This window comes from Epibacterium sp. ABV4_022 (genome assembly GCF_056159345.1).
The window spans coordinates 1,606,655-1,629,027 of record NZ_JBSWVA010000001.1 but is presented as its reverse complement, the minus strand read 5'-3'; the positions used below and the strand labels follow the sequence as shown (position 1 = coordinate 1,629,027).

At 65.3% G+C, this 22,373-nt stretch carries 24 protein-coding genes; 16 read left to right on the top strand and 8 right to left on the bottom strand.

Annotated features, from left to right (window positions below; translation table 11 throughout):
* The first annotated feature begins 148 nt into the window (after window positions 1-148).
* The 7 genes from purF (at window position 149) to ACXAF5_RS07705 (ending at window position 6,626) form a co-directional block, all read left to right on the top strand.
* A complete protein-coding gene (gene purF, locus ACXAF5_RS07735; RefSeq protein ID WP_474946155.1) occupies window positions 149-1,669 on the top strand; it encodes an amidophosphoribosyltransferase in 1,521 nt (506 codons plus the stop codon).
* A gap of 186 nt (window positions 1,670-1,855) precedes the next feature.
* Window positions 1,856-2,419 (top strand): DUF2199 domain-containing protein, encoded by a 564-nt coding sequence (locus ACXAF5_RS07730; RefSeq protein ID WP_474946154.1) that lies wholly within the window; start codon window positions 1,856-1,858, stop codon window positions 2,417-2,419.
* 214 nt (window positions 2,420-2,633) lie between these two features.
* Window positions 2,634-2,891, top strand: a complete 258-nt coding sequence (locus tag ACXAF5_RS07725) for a hypothetical protein (protein ID WP_239367646.1) — start codon at window positions 2,634-2,636, stop codon at window positions 2,889-2,891.
* Window positions 2,892-2,980: 89 nt separating this feature from the next.
* Entirely contained in the window at window positions 2,981-3,628 is a 648-nt protein-coding gene (locus tag ACXAF5_RS07720) for an SDR family NAD(P)-dependent oxidoreductase (protein WP_474946153.1), read from the top strand.
* Window positions 3,629-3,846: 218 nt separating this feature from the next.
* Window positions 3,847-4,629, top strand: a complete 783-nt coding sequence (gene surE, locus ACXAF5_RS07715) for a 5'/3'-nucleotidase SurE (RefSeq protein WP_239323384.1) — start codon at window positions 3,847-3,849, stop codon at window positions 4,627-4,629.
* The gene (locus ACXAF5_RS07710) at window positions 4,626-5,273 is read left to right on the top strand and encodes a protein-L-isoaspartate(D-aspartate) O-methyltransferase (RefSeq protein WP_239323383.1); all 648 of its coding nucleotides are present in this window, start codon (window positions 4,626-4,628) and stop codon (window positions 5,271-5,273) included. Before surE ends, ACXAF5_RS07710 begins: the two co-directional genes overlap by 4 nt.
* Window positions 5,274-5,399: 126 nt before the next feature.
* Entirely contained in the window at window positions 5,400-6,626 is a 1,227-nt protein-coding gene (locus tag ACXAF5_RS07705) for a peptidoglycan DD-metalloendopeptidase family protein (RefSeq protein WP_474946152.1), read from the top strand.
* 83 nt (window positions 6,627-6,709) lie between these two features.
* Here the strand turns inward: ACXAF5_RS07705 and ACXAF5_RS07700 are convergent, their stop codons facing one another.
* Both ACXAF5_RS07700 and ACXAF5_RS07695 read right to left on the bottom strand, forming a co-directional pair.
* The gene (locus ACXAF5_RS07700; protein WP_239367654.1) at window positions 6,710-7,417 is read right to left on the bottom strand and encodes a helix-turn-helix transcriptional regulator; all 708 of its coding nucleotides are present in this window, start codon (window positions 7,415-7,417) and stop codon (window positions 6,710-6,712) included.
* Window positions 7,418-7,450: 33 nt separating this feature from the next.
* Entirely contained in the window at window positions 7,451-7,774 is a 324-nt protein-coding gene (locus tag ACXAF5_RS07695; RefSeq protein ID WP_474946151.1) for a hypothetical protein, read from the bottom strand.
* A gap of 240 nt (window positions 7,775-8,014) precedes the next feature.
* Here ACXAF5_RS07695 and ACXAF5_RS07690 point away from each other — a divergent pair, with 240 nt between their 5' ends.
* From ACXAF5_RS07690 to ACXAF5_RS07670, 5 genes are all read left to right on the top strand, one after another.
* Window positions 8,015-8,230: a twin-arginine translocase TatA/TatE family subunit gene (locus ACXAF5_RS07690; RefSeq protein ID WP_239323379.1), complete on the top strand. Its 216-nt coding sequence runs from the start codon at window positions 8,015-8,017 to the stop codon at window positions 8,228-8,230.
* A gap of 7 nt (window positions 8,231-8,237) precedes the next feature.
* Window positions 8,238-8,726 (top strand): Sec-independent protein translocase protein TatB, encoded by a 489-nt coding sequence (tatB, locus tag ACXAF5_RS07685; RefSeq protein WP_239323378.1) that lies wholly within the window; start codon window positions 8,238-8,240, stop codon window positions 8,724-8,726.
* Window positions 8,723-9,613: a twin-arginine translocase subunit TatC gene (tatC, locus tag ACXAF5_RS07680; RefSeq protein ID WP_239323377.1), complete on the top strand. Its 891-nt coding sequence runs from the start codon at window positions 8,723-8,725 to the stop codon at window positions 9,611-9,613. The genes tatB and tatC overlap by 4 nt, the downstream gene beginning before the upstream one ends.
* Window positions 9,614-9,780: 167 nt before the next feature.
* Window positions 9,781-10,368 (top strand): YdeI/OmpD-associated family protein, encoded by a 588-nt coding sequence (locus ACXAF5_RS07675; RefSeq protein WP_474946150.1) that lies wholly within the window; start codon window positions 9,781-9,783, stop codon window positions 10,366-10,368.
* Window positions 10,369-10,486: 118 nt separating this feature from the next.
* Window positions 10,487-11,341: an ATP-binding protein gene (locus ACXAF5_RS07670; protein WP_324634618.1), complete on the top strand. Its 855-nt coding sequence runs from the start codon at window positions 10,487-10,489 to the stop codon at window positions 11,339-11,341.
* 172 nt (window positions 11,342-11,513) lie between these two features.
* On the opposite strand, the gene ACXAF5_RS07665 is transcribed toward ACXAF5_RS07670, so the two are convergent.
* The 4 genes from ACXAF5_RS07665 to ACXAF5_RS07650 all read right to left on the bottom strand — a co-directional run bounded on the left by ACXAF5_RS07665 (window position 11,514) and on the right by ACXAF5_RS07650 (window position 15,505).
* On the bottom strand, window positions 11,514-12,365 hold the full coding sequence (locus ACXAF5_RS07665; RefSeq protein ID WP_239367662.1) for a GNAT family N-acetyltransferase: 852 nt from the start codon (window positions 12,363-12,365) through the stop codon (window positions 11,514-11,516).
* A gap of 42 nt (window positions 12,366-12,407) precedes the next feature.
* The gene (locus tag ACXAF5_RS07660) at window positions 12,408-13,523 is read right to left on the bottom strand and encodes an ABC transporter ATP-binding protein (protein WP_239323513.1); all 1,116 of its coding nucleotides are present in this window, start codon (window positions 13,521-13,523) and stop codon (window positions 12,408-12,410) included.
* Window positions 13,524-13,603: 80 nt separating this feature from the next.
* Window positions 13,604-14,722, bottom strand: a complete 1,119-nt coding sequence (locus tag ACXAF5_RS07655; RefSeq protein ID WP_474946149.1) for a hypothetical protein — start codon at window positions 14,720-14,722, stop codon at window positions 13,604-13,606.
* 3 nt (window positions 14,723-14,725) lie between these two features.
* Window positions 14,726-15,505: an SDR family oxidoreductase gene (locus ACXAF5_RS07650; protein WP_474946148.1), complete on the bottom strand. Its 780-nt coding sequence runs from the start codon at window positions 15,503-15,505 to the stop codon at window positions 14,726-14,728.
* Between the two features lie 210 nt (window positions 15,506-15,715).
* On the opposite strand from ACXAF5_RS07650, the gene ACXAF5_RS07645 reads away from it, so the two are divergent.
* Window positions 15,716-16,735, top strand: a complete 1,020-nt coding sequence (locus tag ACXAF5_RS07645) for a Hint domain-containing protein (RefSeq protein WP_474946147.1) — start codon at window positions 15,716-15,718, stop codon at window positions 16,733-16,735.
* Between the two features lie 112 nt (window positions 16,736-16,847).
* Here the strand turns inward: ACXAF5_RS07645 and ACXAF5_RS07640 are convergent, their stop codons facing one another.
* Both ACXAF5_RS07640 and ACXAF5_RS07635 read right to left on the bottom strand, forming a co-directional pair.
* Window positions 16,848-17,231 (bottom strand): hypothetical protein, encoded by a 384-nt coding sequence (locus tag ACXAF5_RS07640; protein ID WP_474946146.1) that lies wholly within the window; start codon window positions 17,229-17,231, stop codon window positions 16,848-16,850.
* A 4-nt stretch (window positions 17,232-17,235) separates the two neighbouring features.
* Window positions 17,236-17,529, bottom strand: coding sequence for an ElaB/YgaM/YqjD family protein (locus ACXAF5_RS07635; protein ID WP_474946145.1), 294 nt, complete (start codon window positions 17,527-17,529; stop codon window positions 17,236-17,238).
* 349 nt (window positions 17,530-17,878) lie between these two features.
* Between ACXAF5_RS07635 and ACXAF5_RS07630 the strand changes: the two genes are divergently transcribed.
* From ACXAF5_RS07630 to ACXAF5_RS07620, 3 genes are all read left to right on the top strand, one after another.
* Window positions 17,879-19,486, top strand: coding sequence for a peptide chain release factor 3 (locus ACXAF5_RS07630; RefSeq protein WP_239323369.1), 1,608 nt, complete (start codon window positions 17,879-17,881; stop codon window positions 19,484-19,486).
* A gap of 56 nt (window positions 19,487-19,542) precedes the next feature.
* Complete coding sequence (locus tag ACXAF5_RS07625; RefSeq protein ID WP_474946144.1) at window positions 19,543-20,496, top strand: glycosyltransferase family 2 protein; 954 nt, start codon at window positions 19,543-19,545, stop codon at window positions 20,494-20,496.
* Window positions 20,497-20,690: 194 nt separating this feature from the next.
* Window positions 20,691-22,184, top strand: a complete 1,494-nt coding sequence (locus ACXAF5_RS07620) for a DEAD/DEAH box helicase (RefSeq protein WP_474946143.1) — start codon at window positions 20,691-20,693, stop codon at window positions 22,182-22,184.
* Window positions 22,185-22,373: the final 189 nt, after the last annotated feature.

Here is a 22,373-nt window from a genome sequence, read left to right as displayed (position 1 = left end):
CGCTCCGCCTCCCCGTTCACGAGAAATTCCCCTAGTATTGTCCCGGTGCCCCGCATCGGGCTCGCGACTCGTGGCACCCTTGCCCGGGTCTCTCCTGCCGCAGCCTGCGGGCTGTAAGCCACACGAACGACTATATTGGAGCCTCGCCATGTGCGGTATCTTGGGCATCGCAAGCAGAACCGAACAAGTGTTTGCGGAACTCTATGACGGGCTGTTGATGCTACAGCATCGCGGCCAGGATGCCTCTGGCATCGTGACCTATGGCGACGGGTTCTTTCGCGAACGCAAGGCCAACGGTCTGGTCAAGGATGTCTTTGGCGCCAAGGATGCCGAGACGCTTCAGGGCCGCGTCGGCATGGGCCACGTGCGCTACCCCACCGCCGGGTCGCTGTCGGCCGCCGAGGCGCAGCCGTTTTTCGTAAACGCGCCCTATGGCATCTATCTGGTCCACAACGGCAATATCACCAATACCGAGGAGCAGCGCGCCAAGGTCACCGGCAAATACAGCCGCCACCTGCGCACCACCTCGGATTCCGAGATCCTCCTGAACGTGCTGGCCGACAAGGTGGCTGATGCGATCAAGGTCAACGGCAACGCCGATCCGATCCGCAACATCTTTGCCGGGGTGAAGATGACGATGGAGCGCGTGCAGGGCGCCTATTCGGTGATCTGCCTCATCGCTGGTGTCGGCATGCTGGCCTTCCGCGATCCGCATGGCATCCGGCCGCTGTCGGTCGCCCAACGCGAGGCCGAGGGCGACGGGGCCGACTACGCCTTTGCCTCGGAAGATGTGGCCTTTGGCATCAACGGGTTCACCAAGCTGCGCGATCTGAAGCCCGGCGAGGCGATCCTGATTGATCTCGACGGCAACAAGCATGAGTTTCAGGCGGTCGAGGGCAAACTCACCCCCTGCATCTTTGAATATGTCTACCTCGCGCGGCCCGACAGCCTGCTTGACGGGATTTCGGTCTACAAGACCCAGATCCGCATGGGTCAGACCCTGGCCAAGCAGATCGAGGCATCGGGGCTGGACATCGATGCCATCATCCCTGTCCCGGACAGCGCACGCCCCGTGGCATTGGAAGTCGCCAACATCACCGGCATCCGCTACCGCGAGGCGCTGGTCAAGAACCGCTATGTGGGCCGCACCTTCATCATGCCCGGTCAGGAAGAGCGGCAGAAATCCGTGCGTCGCAAGCTGAATGCGATCCCGCGCGAAATGCAGGACCGCAACATCCTGCTGATCGACGACTCGATCGTGCGTGGCAACACCATCAAGAAGATCGTGCAGATGTGTCGTGAAGCGGGCGCCAAGAAGGTCTATATCGCCTCCGCCTCACCGCCGGTGAAATACCCCAATGTCTATGGCATCGACATGCCCACCAAGCATGAGCTGATCGCCAATGGCCGCTCGATCGATGAGATTCGCGAAGAACTGGGCGCGGATGAGCTGTTCTATCAGAACCTCGACGATCTGATCTGGGCGGCGCAGGGCGGCAACCCGGATATCGAAGCCTTTGATTGTTCCTGTTTCGACGGCCAATATGTCACCGGCTCGGTGAGCGCGGAATATCTCGACACGCTCGAAGGCAGCAGCCGCGTGAGCAAGAAAATCAAGGACATGCCCGATGCGGGGGCGTCCTGGAACGGGGCCACGCTGGCCACCTGAGCGCGACAGGCCCCGCATGCGACCGGCGCGAGATGCGCGCCGCCGCCCGGCGGGTTCTGGCGCGTGCTGCGGCGCGGTGATTGCAAGTTGCCGCCAACAGGCGTAAGGGAGCCGCGTGTAACGCGATGGCGCTGACCCGGACAGGTCGGCGCCATTCTCTATTTGACTTTCGAAAGGGGCGCCTTCTTGGACGCGCATCTCGCCCGCATGCTGAGCTCATCGCGTCAGTGCCGCTGTTGCGGCGCGACCTTTGCCCAGCTCCTCAGCCTCTCCTGCGACCGGCCCGACATCGTGCCGGCGGATCTGCAGGTGCAGGACAACACCGCCATATTTGTCTCCGAAGGCGATGTGCTGACCGAGGATTTCTGCCGTTTCGGCAGCCTGCGGTTCCTGCGGGCGGTGCTGGCGATCCCGCTGGCGGATTCGCGCGGCGAAGAGTTCATCCTCGGCACCTGGGCCGGTGTCAGCGAAGAGGTGTTCGACGCGTATCTCGACCTGTTCGAGCTGCGCGAGGCCGAGAGCATGGGCAGCCAGCCCGCCTGGCTGTCGAACCAGATCCCGCCCGAAAGCGGCGGCCCGCTGGCCTGCATGCTGCATATGCGTCCAGAAGGCCAGTACCCGGAGTTGCAGGTCTCCGAGGTGAATCACGACCTCGCCCGGATGCAGGAGATCGGCCTCGACCTGGAGGATCTGCTGACCTTCCTGCATGCCTATGGGCATGATCTTGCCTCGCTGGTCTATGATGCCTGAGCACGCCGGCTGACCGGCAAGCTGCCGCGCATTTTTCCGGGCACCTCGGCCATCTCTGGCCGGTTGCATCGGCGGTTGGCGGGATCTGCTTTTGCCGCCGCGGCGGGCCTGATACCGACCTGCCGATACACCAGACACCACTCACCACTCACACAAGACAGATCCCGTGGCGGCGCGGTCGACGGACCGGTCGCCGCGGGAGAACCGGATGCCAATGGCCAACACAGCACAGACCACCGCAGAATCCATCGCCACCCAAAAGGACGCCCTGCCGGATCGCCGCGTCACCCTGATCGGGCTGTTTGGTCCGCAGGACGCCTTGCAGGGAATGGTCCGCCTGTCGTCGGGCCGGATCAAGACGGTGCAACCCGGCGCGCGCCTGCCGATCGGCCGCATCGTCGCCATCGACCCCGACGGTCTGCTGGTGGAGCGCGGCGGCACCGTCGGGCGGTTGCCGATCCTCGCCAACTGAGGCGCGCAGCCGGCGCATCTCGTCGCATCCGCTACCGCGGCCGCCCGGCGGGGCTTGACCCCGGCGCGAGGTCACCGCATGTAAGCGCCATGACCGACAGACTCGCCCTTATCACCGGGGCCTCGCGGGGCCTTGGCGCCGCTTTGGCCGAGGCGCTTGCGCCCACCCATCACATCATTGCCGTCGCCCGGACCACCGGCGCGCTGGAAGAGCTGGACGACCGGATCAAGGCTGCAGGCGGTTCTGCCACGCTGGCCCCGATGGACATCACCGTGCCGGAGGCCATGGCGACCCTGTGCCGGGGCATCTTTGACCGCTGGGGCAAGCTGGATCTCTGGGTGCACAGCGCCATCCACGCCGCCCCGCTCAGCCCGGCGCATCATGTGGCCGCCAAGGACTGGCAGAAGTCGATGGAGATCAATGCCACTGCGACCTCGGTCCTGATCCCCTATGTGGCGCCGCTGCTGGGACAGCACGGCAAGGCGGTGTTCTTTGACGACCCGCGCGCCGGCGAGAAGTTCTTTGGCGCATACGGCGCGACCAAATCGGCGCAGATCGCCCTGGCCCGCAGCTGGCAGGAGGAAACCCTGCGCACCGGCCCACGGGTCACGCTGCTGACGCCGCCGCCGATGCCAACCGCCCTGCGGGCGCGATTTTTCCCCGGCGAGGACCGGGCCGTGCTGACCGCGCCCGCTGAGGCTGCGGCCGATCTCCTGCCTCAGATCCTGTCGGACTAGCGCCCGGCCGACAGCGCCATCACGCCCCACACCGGCCAGCGCCCGCTGGCCCGCGCAACGGCGGCGGGTGATTTGGCCACACCCCGGCGCATCCGCCCGGTCACCGGCCTGCAAATTCCTTGCCCTGCCCGCCCCTGCCGCCTATGCAGGGCAGCAACCGGCGCGGGGGCGAATTCCCGCCGACACCGGAGAAAACCGCACGCAGGCAAGGGGGCAAAATGCGCATTCTGGTCACCAACGACGACGGCATCAGCGCCCCGGGGCTGGCGGTGCTGGAAGAGATCGCAGCCGAGCTTGCCGGTCCCGACGGCGAGGTCTGGACCGTGGCGCCCGCGTTTGAGCAATCCGGCGTTGGTCACTGCATCAGCTACACCCATCCCTCGATGATTTCGGAACTGGGGCCGCGCCGCTTTGCCGCCGAAGGGTCTCCGGCCGATTGCGTGTTGGCCGGTCTGCATGTGGTGATGAAGGATCACCGCCCCGATCTGGTGCTGTCAGGGGTGAACCGGGGCAACAACTCTGCCGAGAACGCGCTCTATTCCGGCACTCTGGGCGGGGCGATGGAAGGCGCGTTGCAGGGGCTGCCTGCCATGGCGCTGTCGCAATATTACGGGCCTGCCAATCGCGATCTGGACAACCCGTTCGAGGCCGCCCGCCAGCATGGCGCAGAGGTGCTGCGCAAGCTGTTGGCGGCGCAGCCCGAAAACGATCATGACTACGGCCTGTTCTACAACATAAATTTCCCGCCGGTGGCGGCTGCGGATGTGAAGGGCCTGCGGGTCAGCACCCAGGGCGCCCGTCCCGGCACCCGGTTTTCGGCCGAAGAACAGTTCTCGCCCAACGGGCGGCGCTACATGTGGGTCAAGGGCGGCGACCAGCAGGTGGCCACCGCGCCGGGCACCGATGCGGCGGTCAACCTGGAGGGCTATGTCTCCGTCACGCCGATGCGGGCGGATCTGACCGCCCATGACGCGCTGGAGGCCCTGAAGGCGATCGAATGACTGGCCCGGACGCGGAAACCAAAATGCAGTTCCTGTTTGCCCTGCGCTCGCGCGGGGTGACGGAGGCTTCTGTGCTGGAAGCCATGGAAGCGGTGGACCGCGGCCTGTTCCTGCGCGGCTTCTTCTCCGAACGCGCCTATGAGGATGTGCCGCTGCCGATCGCCTGCGGTCAGACCATCTCGCAGCCCTCGGTGGTGGGGCTGATGACGCAGGCGCTTCAGATCTCGCCCCGCGATACCGTCCTGGAGGTGGGCACCGGCTCGGGCTATCAGGCTGCGATCCTGGCCAAGCTGGCGCGCCGGGTCTACACCGTCGACCGTCATGGCCGCCTGGTGCAGGAGGCCCGGCAGGTGTTCCAGACCCTGGGACTGGCCAATATCACCTCGCTGGTGGGCGACGGCAGCCATGGGTTGCCGGAGCAGGCGCCCTTTGATCGAATCATCGTGACCGCCGCCGCCGAGGACCCGCCCGGCCCGCTGTTGGCGCAGCTCAAGGTCGGCGGTATCATGGTGGTGCCTGTCGGCCAATCCGACGCGGTGCAGACCCTCATTCGCGTCCGCAAGAGCGAAAATGGGCTGGAATATGACGAATTGCGCCCGGTGCGCTTTGTTCCGCTGCTGGAAGGGCTTGGAAAAGACACCTGAGCTGTCCTATTCCGGGGTCAGCCCCGTTGCACTGTAGCGGTCCACCGGTCAGGCCCGGGCAAGACAGAACCGCTGCCGTCCAAGTCTCCGCCCAACAGGAGACGTCATTCGAGGAGAGCAAGAGACATGACCCGCCCCCAGACGGTCTTCCACCCGAAGTTCCTGCGCCCCACCGCCCTGCTGCCGCTGGCGCTGATCGCCGCCGCCTGCACCGCGCCGCTGGATTACGACCTGCGCGGGCAGATCGGTGCCTTCAACACCACCAAGGCCGCCCAGACCGCGACCGAGAGCCGCCCGGCGCCGGACTCGCGCGGGCTGATCACCTATCCGTCGTATCAGGTGGCGGTGGCGCGCAATGGCGATACCGTCGCTGATCTGGCCACGCGGGTCGGCCTGCCTGCGGTGGAGGTCGCCCGGTTCAACGGCGTCGAAACCCGCGATCCGCTGCGCAAGGGCGAGGTGCTGGTGCTGCCGCGCCGTGCCCCCGACGCCTCGGCACGCAGCGGCAACCGCAGCCCCGGCGGCGTCGATATCGCATCGCTGGCCGGCAACGCCATCGACAGCGCCCCGGCCAGCTCGCCCAATCCGGGGTCGGTGACCACCACCACGCTTCAGGAGACGCCGGCCAAACCCGCGCCCACCCGCGTTCAGGAGGGCCCGGAGCCGGTGCGCCACAAGGTGACGCGCGGCGAAACCGCCTATACCATCGCCCGGCTCTACCAGATCCCGGTCAAGTCACTGGCGGAATGGAACGGGCTGGGCAGTGACTTTGCCATCCGCGAAGGCCAATACCTGCTGATCCCGCTGAAGGACCCCAACGCCCCGGCCCCCACGCCGGAGGCCACCGAGGCCGCGGTGACCGCGCCCGGACAGGGCAGCGCCACCCCCACGCCGCCCAGCGCCACCAAGCCGCTGCCGGATGAGGAGGTCGCCCCCGTCGCCGACGTGAAGTCCGAACCCAAACCTTCGGTCGATGTCGAACAGCCCACCCGCGCCTCGCAGGCGGCGATGGGCTATCCGGTGACCGGCAAGATCATTCGGGCCTACTCCAAGGGCAAGAACGACGGCATCGACATCTCCGCCGCGCCGGGCAGCGCGGTAAAGGCCGCAGAGGCCGGCACGGTGGCGGCGATCACCGCCGATTCCAACAAAGTGCCGATCATCGTCATCCGCCACGACCGCAACCTGCTGTCGGTCTATGCCAATGTGGATGGCATCAAGGTCAAGAAGGGTGATCGCGTCAATCGCGGCCAGTCCATCGCCCAGCTGCGCGGCACGGCGGAAGAGGCCTATGTCCATTTCGAGGTGCGCGACGGCTTCGAAAGCGTCGATCCGCTGCCCTATCTGCAATAAGGCCACGGCGGGGCCAGCTGCCCCACCCGGCTGACCATTGTGCCCCACATGTGTGCCCCACAAGGGGATCGCGCGCCGCGCCCTCAGGGTGCGGCGCCGCCGCGCGAGGCACCGTGTTTTTCCGCGTCGGGTTCATAGTCCTGCAAACGCTTGCCGGGTTCATCGACAAACAGTTCCGGCAAGGGCTCGGCGCTCTCGATCAGGTCGACGCGGAACACCCGGAAATCCCCCCGCGTCTCGCACCATGCGGTCAGGGTCCAGACCCGGCCCCAATACTCCATATGCAAGGGGCGGATCACCCGTTCGGTCAGGGTCTCGTCAATGCGGCGATAGCGCAGGGCGAGTTTCTGGCGGGCCTTGATCGCCGCCCGCAGCGTCGGCATCCAGGTGAACCCCCGCGCCGCATCGGCAAAGGGGTAGACCGCGAATTTCCAGGCATCCGCCTCTGTCACCGTCTCAATGGGCAGTACCGCGTCGACCTTGGTGGCGAGGCTCTCTGCCGCGGCCTTCAGCTCCGGATCGGCGGCCTCGGCCACGATCGCCATGCCGAGGTTGAGCGCCTCCAGCTCGGACGGGGTCAGGGTCAGCGGTGGCAGGGTGATCGCCTCGCGCACCAGATAGCCGACACCGCGCTCGCCCTCGACCGGCACGCCCGAGGCCACCAGCGTGTCCATATCGCGATAGATGGTGCGGGTGGAAACCTCCAGCCGTGCGGCAATGTCCTGCGCCCGGTGCAATTTCCCGTCGCGCAGGATCTGGATAATCTCAAAGAGGCGGTCGGTGCGGCGCATGGAGAGATCTTTCACCTGCGCCGCACCTCAAGGTCAACCCATGGCAGGCGCCGATTGCATCGTCCACATCTGCGTTTCATGCCGCATTACCAGGCTGCTCTGGTCGATCATGCGCATGATGTCGGCGGTGCAGTCGGCTTGCGGAAACTTGGCGCTGGCCTCCTGCGCGGCCGCCAGATCGGCCCAGATCACATAGTCCATCCAGGTGCCGTCCTCGCCCTTGGACAGGCGCCGGTCGACAAAGCCGCGCATGCCGCCGATGAAGCTCTCGGTCTTTTGGGTTGCGGCCACATAGTCGGCGTCGCTGACGCCCGGGTTCAGTTTGAAGGTTACCACTTCCACCACGGTCTTGGTCATCTGTCGTCATCCTTGTCTTGACGGTTTCGATGATCCTGTCCTAGACCAAAGCAACTGACACAAACCTGTCAGTTGAGTGCGGGCCTGCGGAAAAAATCGCAGTTCCGGGGCCGATCGGAGGGCGCGATTGCCAGCCTGTGCTTTGCTCCGGCCCATGCAGCGCCTAACACTCAAGGCAGGACACCGTATTTCGGCGCTTCGGACCAGGTCCCGCGCCCCGCATAACGAAAGGCAAACCCCATGCTGAACAACATCGGCCTTCCCGGCATTCTCCTCATCGCTGTCGTGGTTCTGGTTCTCTTTGGCCGCGGCAAGATCTCTTCGCTGATGGGCGAAGTGGGCAAAGGCATCACCTCCTTCAAGAAGGGCATCAGCGAGGGCAGCAAGGAGCTGGAAGACGACGCCGCCGCAGAGGCCAAGGACGTCACCCCCGAAGCCGACAAAGACAAGGCGTAACCCCTAGATGTTCGATCTTGGCTGGACCGAGCTTCTGGTCATTGGCGTTGTGGCCCTGATCGTGGTCGGGCCCAAGGATCTGCCCAAGTTGTTCCGCAACGTGGGCCGTTTCGTGGGCAAGGCACGTGGCATGGCCCGCGAATTCAGCCGCGCGATGGAAGACGCGGCGGATGAGGCGGGCGTCAGTGACATCCAGAAGAGTTTTAAAACGGCGACGAACCCGATGGGGTCGGCGATGGACAGCGTCAAACAGGCCACGCGTGACCTGACCGATTCCATCGACCCGACGAAATTCGACCCCGACAGCGAGACCGGCAAGCTGGCCGCAGAGCGGGCCGAAAGCGCCAAAAAGATCCAGGCCGCCACCGCGCGGGCCGCGGCAGAGCGCAAGGCCAAGGAGGCCGCCGAGGCGATGGCGAAGGCAGAAGAAGCCGAGGCGGCCCTGTCTGCACCAGCCAGCAGCGCGCCGTCTTCCGACAGTGAGACCAAGGCATGAGCCAGACAGAAGATCTTGACGATTCCACAGCGCCGCTGATCGAGCATCTGGCGGAGCTGCGCAGCCGCCTGATCCGGGCGGTGATCGCCTTTGCCGTCGGCATCGTGCTGGCCTTCATGGTGGCAGAGCCGATCCTGCAGTTCCTGGTGGCCCCGATCGAGCAGACCCTGCGCGAATTGGGCGATCCCTCCCCGACGCTGCAATATACCTCGCCGCAGGAATATCTGTTCACGCTGTTCCGGATCTCCATGGTGTTTGGCTTTGCGCTGTCCTTCCCGGTGATCGGGTTCCAGCTGTGGCGGTTCGTGGCGCCCGGGCTCTACAAGAGCGAAAAGGGCGCGTTTTTGCCGTTTCTCATTGCCTCGCCCTTCATGTTCCTGCTGGGCGCAAGCTTTGCGCAATTTGTGGTCACGCCGCTGGCGATGCAGTTCTTTCTGGGCTTTGCGGACGTGAGTTCGATCTTTGCCGGTCTGTTGTCGCAGGCCACCGGCGGCGAAGTGCCGGCGGATGTGGCAGTGGTGCCGGAAACCTCGGAAGGGGTGAAGATCACCTTCTTTGGCAAGGTGAACGAGAGCCTTGATATCACGCTCAAATTCATCATGGCCTTTGGCCTGTGCTTCCAGTTGCCGGTGCTTTTGACCCTGATGGGCAAGGCCGGTCTGGTCAGTGCCGAAGGGCTGGGCGGCATGCGCAAATATGCCGTGGTCGCCATTCTGGTGTTGGCCGCACTGGTCACCCCGCCGGATGTCATCACCCAGGTCATCCTCTTCACGGTGGTCTACGGGCTTTATGAGGTGTCGATTTTCCTCGTCGCCCGTGTCGAGAAAAAGCGCGAGGAGCAGCTGCGCGCCGAAGGCTACTACGATGACGAGCTGGACGGCGAGTAAGCTCCGCCCCCTGCAATGACCCGATCAGAAGGCGCGTCCCACGGGGCGCGCCTTTTGGGTCTCGGCCCGGGCAGGCCGGCGGGGGGCTCGCTTTGGGGCGTAACTGGACAGCGGCGCCGGCGCGCGGCACTCTGGTTGCGATTTGAGTACATCATTGGAGCCCAGCCATGTCAGTGTCCGATCCCAGGGTGGAGGCGTATTTTGTCGCCTTGACCCGCTGGCAAGATCCGCTCACCGCCCTGCGCATGATCCTGCAAGACAGCCCGCTGGCGGAGGATTTCAAATGGAATTCCCCCTGCTACACCTACAAAGGCAGCAATCTCGCCACGCTCTGGGCGATGAAGGACTATTGCTCGGTCTCGTTCTTCAAAGGGGTCCTGCTGGAGGACCCCGATGCGCGTCTGGTCGCCCCCGGCGCCAATTCCCGGTCCATGCGCGTGATGCGGTTTACCACCGCGGCCGAGGTGGCGCACGACGCCGATCAGCTCCGCGCATTTGTCGGTCAGGCCATCGCAGCCGAAGACGCCGGTGTGACCGTCCCCTTCCCGAAGGATGATCTGGAGTGGCCGGAAGAGCTGATCGCCCGTCTGGAGGCGGATGCCGCACTGGCCGAGGCGTTTGCCGCGCTCACGCCGGGGCGGCAGCGCGGCTATGTCCTGCATGTGTCAGGTGCCAAACAGGCCAAGACACGTAGCGCCCGGATCGACAAACACGCGCCGCGCATCCTCGCCGGCAAGGGACTGCACGACCAGTGACCCACCACCCCGTCGCTTCCGGGGGGCGGCAGCCGGGGCCGGATCTGGTGGCTGCCTCTTGCCGGGTGCGGCGGAACATGGTTTGTCTCGCCCAAGACGCACAGGAGGACCCCGAGCGATGGCGCAGGACTTGGATCACGACACACTCAGCCGCATTGCCGAGGCGCTGGAACGCATGGCGCCCGCCCCGCTGGCGACACCGGATTTTGCGGCAGCGTCCGGCTTCGTCTGGCATGTGGGCCCGGACCGGCTGGAGCCGGTGCCTGAGATCAACCGCGTGGAGCTGGATCTCCTGGTGGGGATTGATCGCTCGCGCGACACGCTGTTGGACAATACCCGCCGGTTTGCGGCAGGTCATGCGGCCAATAATGCGCTGCTGTGGGGCGCGCGCGGGATGGGGAAATCCTCGCTGGTGAAAGCGATCCACGGCTCCCTGGTGGCGACGCATCCCGACCTCAAGCTGGTGGAGCTGCAACGGGAGGATCTGCCTTCGGTCGCGCGCCTGCTGAACCATCTGCGCGGCGCGCCCTACCGGTTCATCCTGTTCTGCGATGACCTGTCGTTCAGCCATGACGACCAGCATTACAAGAGCCTGAAGGCCGTGCTGGATGGCGGCATCGAGGGCCGGCCCGAGAATGTGGTATTCTACGCCACCTCCAACCGCCGCCACCTGATGCCCCGCGACATGATCGAGAATGAACGCTCCTCGGCGATCAACCCCTCCGAGGCGGTGGAGGAGAAGGTCTCGCTCTCGGATCGTTTTGGTCTTTGGCTTGGGTTCCACCCCTGCAACCAGGACGCCTATCTGGCGATGATCGCGGGCTATTGCGCGGCCTATGGCGTCGAGGTCGATGCCGAGACGCTGCGGGCCGAGGCGGTCGAATGGCAGGCCACGCGAGGCGCTCGCTCGGGCCGGGTCGCGTGGCAGTTCTTCACCGATCTGGCCGGACGCAAGGGGGTGGCGCTGCGCTGACATTGGCGCAGGTCCCCGCCGCGTCCCGTCAGGGGCGCGGCGCCCGGCCCAACGGTTTTGATCGCCGCCTTGCGGCGGTGGAAACGGGCGGGAGCGCCCCCGGCGGGTGGTCCCCAGGGTCCGGCGCGGTCGTCCCCTGATCCTTGGGCACAGCCCCTTTCTAGGGCAGCCCCTACCCGAGTTCGAAACTTGTCACGCCGTAGATCAGGTCCTGTGCCACCTCGGGCGCCTTGCCGCGATACATCCGGGCGGTCTCGAACACCGGTTGCAATCCCAGCGATTTGGCCAGCTCTACCGCGCTGGTGTTGGTCTCGGGCACGTCGAGAAAGATCTCCTGATCCTGCGGCCAGTCCTTCAGCAGCCCCGCCAGAACCGACAGCGCCGCCGCCCGATGGGTGGCCACCAGCGGGCCGATCTTGGCCCCGGTGCGACAGCGGCGCAGGGTGCCGAACCCCTGCATTTCGCCGTCGGCATGGACCGCGATGCTCACATGCCCCGGCGCGCTGAGCCAGGCCTGCCAGAAACTCGGCCGCGGCGCGGGAAACACCCGCGCATCCAGCCCCGCCACCTCGGGCGACAGCCCGTCGAGCCAGGTCAGCGTAAAGGCATCCGACACCTTGAGCCGCCCCTTGGGCACCCCGCCGAACCGAATATTGCGCCAGGCAAACTCGAACCCGGAACGGCGATAGGCCTCCTGCTGCGCCACCACCCCGTCGAGCCCCACCGTGCGCCGGCCGGCATGCTCCAGCGCCTTTTGCCACAACGCATAGCCGTAGCCCTGCCCCCGGTGCACCGGGTCGACGATATAAAAACCGAGAAAGGCAAACGCCGCGCCATAGGTCACGACCGAAATACAGGCGATCATCTCACCGTCGAGGAAACCGCCCCAGAACCCCTGCCCGTCCTGAACGGCGAAACAGGCCGCATCCTGGGCGCCCGGGTTCCAGCCCTCGCGCGCGGCCCAGTCCACGGCCGTGTCGATTTCATCCCGCGACAGCGGGCGGATTTCATAGTGTTCCAACATGGCGACCTCCGTCGATTCCGCGGCCACCATGACGGAGGAAGATCACCGTGGAAAGACGAAACACCGATCACGTGGGACGGTCAGCCACATCGCGCGCCCCACCGCCGGCAGAAAGACATTGGGCACCGTCGCCTTCAGGATCGACCCGTCGAAATCCATCCGGAACTCGACCAGGCTCTCATTGCCGAGAAACCGCGCCCGCTGGACCACGCCACGGGCGGGCACACCCTGCGTATGGGTTGCCTCCGGTCCGCGGCCGTTGCGGTCGAAATCGATACGGATGTGCTGCGGGCGAAAGACGATTTCCACATCCGTGCCATCCGGCACCCCGGGCGCCAGGAACTGCCCGAAGGGCGTATCCGCCAGAGCGCCGTTGACCCGCGCCGGCAGCGTGTTCACATCGGAAAAGAAGGCCACCGCCGCCTTGTCCACCGGGCGGGTGTAGACATTGTAGGGCGCCCCCTGCTGCACGATCCGGCCATCGCGCATCAGCGCGATCTCGTCGGCCATGCGCATCGCTTCCTCCGGCTCATGGGTGACCAGCAGGACCGCGGTGTCCTCCTCTTTCAGCAGGCTCAGTGTCTCATCGCGAATACCGTCGCGCAGCCGGTTGTCGAGCCCGGAGAACGGCTCATCCATCAGCATGATCTTGGGGCGCGGCGCCAGCGCCCGGGCCAGCGCCACCCGCTGCTGTTCGCCGCCAGACAGCTGATGCGGATACTCGTCGATATACTGGCCAAGCGAGACCCGATCCAGCAGCTCGCGGGCGCGGGCGCGTTTCTTCTCCTTCGCGCCCTTCAGGCCAAAGGCCACGTTGTCCCCGACGCTCAGATGCGGAAACAGCGCAAAATCCTGAAACATCAGTCCGATTTCGCGCCGCTCCGGCGGCACCCGAAACACGGTGTCGCAGATCAGGCTGCCGTCGACATAGATTTCGCCAGCGTCCTGCATCTCCACGCCTGCGACCATGCGCAGGGTGGTGGACTTGCCGCAGCCCGACGGGCCGAGGAGACAGGTGACCTGCCCCGGCAGAACCCGGAGGGACACGTCATCCACCACCGCGCGCCCGTCAAAGAAACGGCGCAGGTTGCGGATCTCCAGCCGCGGCGTCACCTCATGGCCGTCAGCCTGGGCGGGCGGCAGCGCGGATTGGGTCATCTGCTCGGACATTGCGGGGCCTTCTATCCTGTGTCGGGTGCACATTGGGGCATCGCGGGCTGATACCAAGCCGGCGCAGGTCAGGCAAGGAGCTCCACCTCGCCTTCGGCCCGCGGCACCCCATTGACCAGCAGCGTCACCCGATGCGCCCCCGGCAGCAAGGTAAAGGTGGAGGCCTGCGCCTTCAGCGGGTGCGACTTCTGCAGGCTGAGCCCGTCGGCGCCGAGGCTGCCGGTCTTCCACTTGAAAACCTTGGTGGCGGTCTTGCCCCCGGCGCGCTGAAAGGTCAGCGCATAATCCACCAGCACCCGCGCGCCCCGCGCGCCCTGCACATCGGCTCCCAGCGCGAGCTTGTCGCCGATGCGCACGCTGGCGGGCAGCTGCAACCGCGCGGTCAGCTCCAGATCCGGGTCAAAGCCCAACAGCCGCAAGGCCCGTGGATCGCCCGCCTTCACCAACCCGCGCAGCGCGTGTGCGGTGATCCAGTCCAGCTCTTTCTGCGCCTGCATCCCCTGCCCTTGCCAATCGGTCAGCCGGTCGATGATGATCTGCGGCTCCTTCTTGGCAATGTCGTTGAGGTGATTGGCAACGGAGCGGGTCACAAAGCGCGCCGGATCCCGATGCAGCCGGTCGAGGATCGGCAGCGGCGCCTCCAACGGCAGGTTCACCGCCAGCCCCCAGGGCAGACGCGGCCGGCTGCCCTCGCTGGCCAGCCGGCGCACGTGGTAATGGTCATGATCCGTCCACTGCATCATGCGGGAAAGCACCGGATCGGGCCAGCGTTTCAGGAGGGGCCGCAGGGCAAACTCCATCGAAAAGCGCTGGGTGAGCGCTTCGAGCGTGTCGAGCGCCAGCGGCAAATCAGCCTCCTGCGTGGTCAGCGCCGTGACCCATTCGCCCAGCGGGGCAAAGATGAAATCGCCGAAATCATCATCGCGCAGGCTCGGATCAAGCGGCGGCGGCAGGGCCGCCACAATCACCGGCGCCACCTGCGACAAGGGGCCCGGCACATGCACCGCAAGCTGCTCGGCAATCCAGTTGATGCGGTCTTTCAGCTCCAGGTCCAGCAGCCGTGCCATCACCGACGCCTCGAACCCCGCTGCGTCGAAATCGGAGGTCGCGCCCGCAAACAGACCGGCGAGGTAGCGGGTCTTCTGAAGGTTGAACAATTGATCCTTCAAAGAGAATTTCTCAGCCATGGATCAGATCGTCATATTGGTGGCACCACCGTCCAAGAGGATATTCTGGCCCACGATGAACCCTGCGTGCTGCGAACAAAGGAAGGCGCAGGTTGCGCCGAACTCCTGCCGGGTGCCGTAGCGCCCCGCCGGGATGGTGGCGGCGCGTTGGTCGCGGGCCTCGTCGAGACTGATCCCCTGAGACTGCGCCACCCCGGTGTCGAGCGACACGGCCCGGTCGGTGGCATGGATCCCCGGCAGCAGATTGTTGATCGTTACGCCCGCCCCCGCGACCTGGCGCGCGGTGCCCGCCACATATCCGGTCAGCCCGGCGCGGGCGGAATTGGACAGGCCCAGCGCCGCGATCGGCGCCTTGACGGATTGCGAGGTGATATTGACCACCCGGCCCCACCCCGCATCCATCATATCCGGCAGCAGCGCTTTCATCAGCGCGATCGGCGTCAGCATGTTGGCGTCAAGCGCGGTGATGAAATCGTCGCGATCCCAATCGCTCCAGACGCCCGGAGGCGGGCCACCGGCGTTGGTCACCAGAATGTCGACCCCTTTGGCGCGTTCGATCAGCTCTGCGCGCGCGCCTTCATCGGTCACATCGCAGGCGGCCGTATCCACGCGGACGCCAAACCGATCCCGGAGTTCCTGCGCCGAGGCCTCCAGCGCCTCGGCACCACGGGCATTCATCAACAGGTCGACACCGGCCTCTGCCAATGCTTCTGCACAGCCCAGACCGAGCCCTTTGCTCGATGCACATACCAATGCGCGCTTTCCGCGAATACCCAGATCCATGACACTTCTCCCCATGCGTGTGGTTTGCCAGACCCTGCCAGCCGCACAGGGGATTGACCAGCCGGCACAGAGCGTCCGGACCAGAATTTTTCCCGCCAGCGCCCGGTTCTCGCCCAAGTGTGAACTTAGTGTTTACCAAGACCCGCGCAATATCGGGTGTCCTGTTCGAGGCGCCGCGCCCCCTGAAACCCAAAGCCTGGACCACCGCGCATGATCAACGTGAGCCGCACCGCCCATTCCATCCAGTCGCTGCCGGCCTATCCGGCGGACCTGTTCCGCGCCAGTTTTGGTGTGAACGCAGGCGATCCGATCGGCATCCTGGACGAGTTGGTGATGGATGATGTCTATGAATTGCGCAGCAGTGCCAGCCCGGCGCGGCTGGGCATTTGCGCGCAGCTGGATGGCGGGTTTTCCGTGCATCACGACAGTGCGCTCGGCACGCCGGGGGCGCCCTTGTTCCTGGATGGCGTCGTGACACTGATGCCGGAGCTCGGCGCGGCGGTGGAGGCGCTGTTGATCGTCGAAACCGATCCGGAGGGCATGATCGCGGCGATCTACCTGCTGCCACAGGCCCCGATGGCCCCGTTTACAGGCTATCGTCTGGTGAACGGCACACGACAGGGCCTGCAGCACCGGCTGGCGCAAATGTCCTGCGTCGCCTTTGCGCGTGGCACCCGCATCACGCTGGCCACCGGCGCGCAGCGCGCCATCGAGGATCTGCGCCCCGGTGATCGCATTCTGACGCGCGACAGCGGCGCGCAGCCCATCACCTGGATCGGCCAGACAACGCTGCGGGCGGTCGGGGAAATGGCGCCGATCCTGATCCGCGAGGGAGCGTTGAACAACGCGCGCGACCTGCTGGTCAGCCCGGATCATCGGCTGATGGTCTATCAGCGCTCCGATGCCCTACAGGCGGGTCGGCTGGAACTGTTGCTGCGCGCCCGCGATCTGGTCAATGGCGATACCGTGGTGGTGCAGGATGGCGGTTTTGTCGACTATTTCCAGATCCTGTTTGACCGGCATTACATCATCTATGCCGAGGGCATCGCGGCGGAATCGCTTCTGGTCGACCCGATCTCGCAGCCGACCCTGCCGGCAGACGTACAATGGCGCATGCGCAGCGCGCGACGCCATGGTGCGCGGTTCGATCATGGGCTGGAGGTCAAGCGGCCGCTCCTGGAAGAGCGGCCGGATGCGGTGGACCTGCTGCGGCGGGCCTCGCTGCGCTGATCCGCGCCCACGTTGCACTCAGGGGCAGCGGAGCTGCGCGTTCACTCAGCCCCCGCAACGTCGGCACCTGTCGCGGCACGCAGGCCCCGGCCCGCGGACGAGCGGGCCGCGGTCAGTCACCGCGCCGCTGCTGTATCCGGGCAAAGCCCGCACCTTCGTTCATGCCAGCGAGAAACGCATCGGCAACCCCTGGCGCGGTCGCCGCATGACCATTGGGATGCGCCACCGGCGGCGCGGTTGCGGCCGGGGCATCCTCGCGGTCAGACGTCCGGTCTCCGACCATCCCCTTCAGCAGCAGGAACACCCCTGACAGGCCGAACCAGATACAGGTCAGCACAAAAGCGGCCATGGCGTGTCCCTGCCCCGCCTGCAGCAATGCGACATAGAGCGAGGCAGAGCCAAACCCGGCACCAACCGCGGCACACCCCGCAATCAGCAGGGAGAACTGGACCCGGCGTGCGCCACGCCGGGCCTTGGATTTGATGTGACCCAGCATCGGATCAGCGGCGATTGCTCAGATACCCCAGGGCAAAGCCCAGCCCGGCCGCAATTGCGGTGGCGGTCAGGGGCTGCGCGCGCACCGCGTCTTCGGCCTGACGGGTCATCTGGGCTGCGCCATCGGCCACGGCCTGGCTCTGTTCGCGTGCAGTGTCCCGCGCAGCATCCCGCGCCTTGCCTGCGCTATCCTTGGCGAGGTCGGACACGGATTTGCTGAGCGCGGAAATGTCGGAGCGCAGCACGTCCATCTGGGTTGCAATGTCTTCGGTGGACGGGGCGGCTTGATCCTTCGGCATGGGATATTCCTTTCCGTTTTGTTTCGCGTTCGCAGAGGAAACGTGACGCAGAACCATTTTGTTCCGGAAAAATTTGCGGCGGTCGCAATGCCTCCCGCCCCCGGCCTGGTGTCTCGTCTGACGACAAGACGCCCAGTCCGGCGTTGGGCATGGCTCACAGCCCCGATGCGGGGCTGTGAGCCTCGCCGGGCCGAATGGCCCGGCGCCCGGCCCAACCGGACGCGGGGTGCCCCGTATGAGGCGCACCGACGGATGGGCGGGAGCGCCCCCGTCCCTGCGCCCCCTTCGATCATGGCACAGACACCGCTTTTCCTTGCCTCGCACCCGCTTTCTGGCTAAGGCCAGCCCCATGTTGGACACCGCTCATAACCGCCCCGATCTGCCGCCGGAAATCGCGCGGCGCCGCACCTTTGCGATCATCTCGCACCCGGATGCAGGCAAGACCACGCTGACCGAGAAGTTCCTCCTCTATGGTGGCGCCATCCAGATGGCCGGACAGGTGCGCGCCAAGGGCGAAGCGCGGCGCACGCGGTCGGACTTCATGCAAATGGAAAAAGACCGCGGCATCTCCGTCTCAGCCTCCGCGATGTCCTTTGACTACGGCAATTTCCGCTACAACCTCGTCGACACCCCCGGCCACTCGGACTTTTCCGAGGACACCTACCGCACGCTCACGGCGGTGGATGCAGCCGTCATGGTGATCGACGGTGCCAAGGGCGTGGAGAGCCAGACCCAGAAGCTCTTTGAGGTTTGCCGCCTGCGCGACCTGCCGATCCTGACCTTCTGTAACAAGATGGACCGCGAAAGCCGCGACACCTTTGAAATCATTGACGAGATTCAAGAAAACCTCGCCATTGATGTGACGCCCGCCAGCTGGCCCATCGGTGTGGGGCGCGATTTCATCGGCTGTTATGACCTCTTGCGTGACCGGCTGGAGCTGATGGACCGCGCCGACCGCAACAAGGTTGCCGAGAGCATCTCCATCAACGGGCTCGATGATCCCAAACTGGCCGAACATGTGCCCGAGCATCTTTTGGAAAAGCTGCTCGAAGAGGTTGAAATGGCGCGCGAGCTGCTGCCCGCGCTCGACCCGCAGGCGGTGCTTGAGGGCCATATGACCCCGATCTGGTTCGGCTCTGCGATCAACTCCTTTGGCGTGCGCGAGCTGATGGACGGCATCGGCGCCTACGGCCCCTTGCCGCAGGTCCAGTCCGCCGAGCCCCGCCAGATTGCCCCCGAGGAAAAGAAGGTCGCGGGCTTTGTCTTCAAGGTGCAGGCCAATATGGATCCCAAGCACCGCGACCGCGTCGCCTTTGTGCGACTGGCCTCCGGCCATTTCAAACGCGGCATGAAGCTGACCCATGTGCGCACCAAGAAACCCATGGCGATCTCCAACCCGGTGCTGTTCCTCGCCTCCGACCGCGAGCTTGCCGAAGAGGCCTGGGGCGGTGACATCATCGGCATCCCCAACCACGGCCAGCTGCGTATCGGCGACACGCTGACCGAGGGCGAGGCGCTGCGCGTCACAGGTATTCCGTCCTTTGCGCCGGAACTGCTGCAAGGCGTGCGGGCGGGCGACCCGATGAAGGCCAAACATCTGGAAAAGGCGCTGATGCAATTTGCCGAAGAAGGGGCCGCCAAAGTGTTCAAACCCTCGATCGGCTCGGGCTTCATCGTCGGCGTCGTCGGCCAGTTGCAGTTCGAAGTGCTCGCCAGCCGGATCGAGATGGAATACGGCCTGCCGGTGCGTTTTGAGGCCAGCCAGTTCACCTCGGCGCGCTGGGTGCATGGCGACAAGGCGGCGGTGGACAAATTCACCAACGCCAACAAACAGCACATCGCCCATGATAACGATGGCGACATCGTCTATCTGACGCGTCTTCAGTGGGACATCGATAGGGTGGAACGGGATTATCCCGACTTGAAACTCTCCTCCACCAAGGAAATGATGGTCTGAGACCGCGGGCGCCCTTCACCGGGCGCCCGTTTTCAATCAGGCAGGCAGGTGTTGAGATGCAAGATCCCGCAGCCCCGGGGACATGGGGCCTCGTTGCGACGCTCAAGGCCGAGGCACGCGCGATCCTGAACTTTGCCGCCTGGCACCTTGAACAGGGGGCCCACCGGCTATTTCTCTACCTGGATGCGCCCTGCCCCGCGGCCCTGCCGCATCTGAAGGCGCATCCGCGTATCCGGGTGATCGAGACCACCGAGGCCCATTGGCAAAAACGCAGGGGCCGGGTGCCGCAGAAACATCAGGTCCGTCAGAGCCTTAACGCCACCCGAGCCTATCGCCGTCAGGCCCGCGACCTGGATTGGCTGATCCACATCGACGTGGATGAATTCCTCTGGTCGGACACGCCAATCTCGGCGCATCTGGCAGACCTCGCGCCCGACACGCTCTGCGCCCGCGTGCGCCCCTTGGAACTGCTGGCCGGCAGTGCGGATCACTACAAGGCGCGCCTCCCTGCCGGTAAGGACGCCGAGGCGACGGGCACCCGTCTCTATCCCCGGTTCGGCAGCTACCTGAAGGGCGGGTTCATCAGTCACGTGCAGGGCAAGCTGTTCGTGCGCACCGGCCTCGACGATGTTGATCTGCGCATCCATAACGTCTTTGTCGGCGGGGCGGAGAATCCCGCCCAGGCGGAACTGGACGCGGTCGACCTGTGCCACCGGCATGCGACCGACTGGGATCATTGGCTGCACCACTACCGCTACCGCCTGCAAAAAGGATCCTACCGATCAGATCTGCGCCCGGCGAAACCGCGCGCGGCAGGCGGTGTCACGCTGCACGAGGTGCTGTCCGCGCTCGAGGCCGAACAGGGCGAATCTGGGCTGCGCGCCTTTTTTGACGAGGTCTGCGCCGATGGCCCCGAATTGCGCCGGCGGCTTCAGGCGGAGGGCCTGTTGCGCGCCCGCCCGCTGGACCCAACGAAGGCGCGGCAGAAACATTTCCCCGACTTCCGCTGAACTGTTCCCAAAATACTGCAAATGCCCAGAACCTCCGGCGAATTCTCGGCGGAAATTCGCGATCATTTGACCATATCACGCAATTTTGCTATGTGCCGCCTCAACCGGGGACTCCTGTCTATTCAGGCGTCCGACTGATACCGGCATAGAGACACACGCGCGGGCCAGGTCAGTGTCCGCAAAAACGGACGCATATGACAAAATTCACCGATCTGAACCTTAATCCGAAGGTCCTCAAAGCCATTGAGGAAGCAGGATATGAAAGCCCGACCCCGATCCAGGCAGGCGCGATTCCCGCCGCCCTGGAAGGACGCGATGTCCTCGGGATCGCTCAGACCGGCACCGGCAAGACCGCCTCCTTCACCCTGCCGATGATCACCCGCCTTGCCCGTGGCCGCGCCCGGGCGCGGATGCCGCGCTCGCTGGTGCTCTGCCCGACGCGCGAATTGGCCGCACAGGTGGCGGAGAACTTCGACACCTATGCCAAACACGTCAAACTGACGAAGGCCCTGCTGATCGGCGGCGTCTCCTTCAAGGAGCAGGATGCAGCCATCGACCGCGGTGTTGACGTGCTGATCGCCACACCGGGCCGCCTGCTGGACCATTTCGAGCGCGGCAAGCTGCTCTTGACCGGCATCGAGATCATGGTGGTGGATGAGGCCGACCGGATGCTCGATATGGGCTTTATTCCCGATATCGAACGCATCTTCTCGCTGACGCCCTTCACCCGCCAGACGCTGTTCTTCTCCGCCACCATGGCGCCGGAGATCGAGCGCATCACCAATACGTTCCTCTCCGGCCCCGAACGGGTGGAGATCGCGCGGCAAGCGACCACATCCGAGACCATCGAACAGGCGGTGGTGATGTTCAAAGCCTCCCGCAAGGATCGCGAAGGCAGCGAGAAACGCCGGGTTCTGCGCGAGCTGATCAATCAGGAAGGCGAAGCGGTCAAGAACGCCATCATCTTCTGCAACCGCAAAACCGACGTGGATATCGTTGCCAAATCGCTGAAGAAATACGGCTATGACGCGGCGCCGATCCATGGCGATCTGGATCAGAGCCAGCGGACAAAAACACTGGACGGGTTCCGCGATGGCGCGCTGAAGATCCTCGTGGCCTCTGACGTGGCCGCACGCGGTCTGGATGTCCCGTCGGTGAGCCATGTGTTCAACTTCGACGTGCCCGGCCATGCCGAGGACTACGTGCACCGCATCGGCCGCACCGGGCGCGCGGGTCGGGACGGCAAGGCGATCACCATCTGCACCCCGCGCGACGAGAAGGCGCTGGATGCGGTCGAAGGTCTGGTCCAGAAGCAGATCAACCGGCTGGACAACCCGGTCAAGCCGGCGCCGCGCAAAGCCGCCGCCAAGGACGCAGCGGATGCGCCCGAGACCGCCGACAAGCCCAAACCCAGCCGTCGCAGCCGCAGCCGTGGTGGCAACAGCGAGGCCGCTGCGGAGGCCCAGACAGCCGCACCGGCGGCGGCACCCGCCCCCGAACAGGCGGCTGAACAGTCTCCCAAGGCACCACACAAATCCGACCGTGCAGACAAGCAGGACAGCCAGAAATCCGGCAAGTCCCGTGGGCGCGGCCGCAAGGATGATCGCCGCGACGACAAGGTCGTGGGCATGGGCGACCATATGCCCAGCTTCATCGCGCTGAGTTTCGACGAGCGCCGCGCCAGCTGACCCTTGATCGGATCGAATAATCGGAAAACCGCCCTGCCCCAGGCACGGGCGGTTTTTCGTGGCCACACGCGCCCCCAATTGGTGCTGCATTGCAGCAGCGGCATAGCGGGATTGCCGAGCTATGCGATGTCATCAGGCCCGAGATCCTCTACATCGGCGCTATCAACACGATACCCCCAAGGTGATGTT

What these genes read in the sequence shown, in the direction of transcription:
- purF (WP_474946155.1), top strand. Translation starts at nt 149, where the DNA reads ATGTGCGGTATCTTGGGCATCGCAAGCAGAACCGAACAAGTGTTTGCG.
- ACXAF5_RS07725 (WP_239367646.1), top strand. Translation starts at nt 2,634, where the DNA reads ATGGCCAACACAGCACAGACCACCGCAGAATCCATCGCCACCCAAAAG.
- ACXAF5_RS07720 (WP_474946153.1), top strand. Translation starts at nt 2,981, where the DNA reads ATGACCGACAGACTCGCCCTTATCACCGGGGCCTCGCGGGGCCTTGGC.
- surE (WP_239323384.1), top strand. Translation starts at nt 3,847, where the DNA reads ATGCGCATTCTGGTCACCAACGACGACGGCATCAGCGCCCCGGGGCTG.
- ACXAF5_RS07710 (WP_239323383.1), top strand. Translation starts at nt 4,626, where the DNA reads ATGACTGGCCCGGACGCGGAAACCAAAATGCAGTTCCTGTTTGCCCTG.
- ACXAF5_RS07705 (WP_474946152.1), top strand. Translation starts at nt 5,400, where the DNA reads ATGACCCGCCCCCAGACGGTCTTCCACCCGAAGTTCCTGCGCCCCACC.
- ACXAF5_RS07700 (WP_239367654.1), bottom strand. Translation starts at nt 7,417, where the DNA reads ATGCGCCGCACCGACCGCCTCTTTGAGATTATCCAGATCCTGCGCGAC.
- ACXAF5_RS07695 (WP_474946151.1), bottom strand. Translation starts at nt 7,774, where the DNA reads ATGACCAAGACCGTGGTGGAAGTGGTAACCTTCAAACTGAACCCGGGC.
- ACXAF5_RS07690 (WP_239323379.1), top strand. Translation starts at nt 8,015, where the DNA reads ATGCTGAACAACATCGGCCTTCCCGGCATTCTCCTCATCGCTGTCGTG.
- tatB (WP_239323378.1), top strand. Translation starts at nt 8,238, where the DNA reads ATGTTCGATCTTGGCTGGACCGAGCTTCTGGTCATTGGCGTTGTGGCC.
- tatC (WP_239323377.1), top strand. Translation starts at nt 8,723, where the DNA reads ATGAGCCAGACAGAAGATCTTGACGATTCCACAGCGCCGCTGATCGAG.
- ACXAF5_RS07675 (WP_474946150.1), top strand. Translation starts at nt 9,781, where the DNA reads ATGTCAGTGTCCGATCCCAGGGTGGAGGCGTATTTTGTCGCCTTGACC.
- ACXAF5_RS07670 (WP_324634618.1), top strand. Translation starts at nt 10,487, where the DNA reads ATGGCGCAGGACTTGGATCACGACACACTCAGCCGCATTGCCGAGGCG.
- ACXAF5_RS07665 (WP_239367662.1), bottom strand. Translation starts at nt 12,365, where the DNA reads ATGTTGGAACACTATGAAATCCGCCCGCTGTCGCGGGATGAAATCGAC.
- ACXAF5_RS07660 (WP_239323513.1), bottom strand. Translation starts at nt 13,523, where the DNA reads ATGACCCAATCCGCGCTGCCGCCCGCCCAGGCTGACGGCCATGAGGTG.
- ACXAF5_RS07655 (WP_474946149.1), bottom strand. Translation starts at nt 14,722, where the DNA reads ATGGCTGAGAAATTCTCTTTGAAGGATCAATTGTTCAACCTTCAGAAG.
- ACXAF5_RS07650 (WP_474946148.1), bottom strand. Translation starts at nt 15,505, where the DNA reads ATGGATCTGGGTATTCGCGGAAAGCGCGCATTGGTATGTGCATCGAGC.
- ACXAF5_RS07645 (WP_474946147.1), top strand. Translation starts at nt 15,716, where the DNA reads ATGATCAACGTGAGCCGCACCGCCCATTCCATCCAGTCGCTGCCGGCC.
- ACXAF5_RS07640 (WP_474946146.1), bottom strand. Translation starts at nt 17,231, where the DNA reads ATGCTGGGTCACATCAAATCCAAGGCCCGGCGTGGCGCACGCCGGGTC.
- ACXAF5_RS07635 (WP_474946145.1), bottom strand. Translation starts at nt 17,529, where the DNA reads ATGCCGAAGGATCAAGCCGCCCCGTCCACCGAAGACATTGCAACCCAG.
- ACXAF5_RS07630 (WP_239323369.1), top strand. Translation starts at nt 17,879, where the DNA reads ATGTTGGACACCGCTCATAACCGCCCCGATCTGCCGCCGGAAATCGCG.
- ACXAF5_RS07625 (WP_474946144.1), top strand. Translation starts at nt 19,543, where the DNA reads ATGCAAGATCCCGCAGCCCCGGGGACATGGGGCCTCGTTGCGACGCTC.
- ACXAF5_RS07620 (WP_474946143.1), top strand. Translation starts at nt 20,691, where the DNA reads ATGACAAAATTCACCGATCTGAACCTTAATCCGAAGGTCCTCAAAGCC.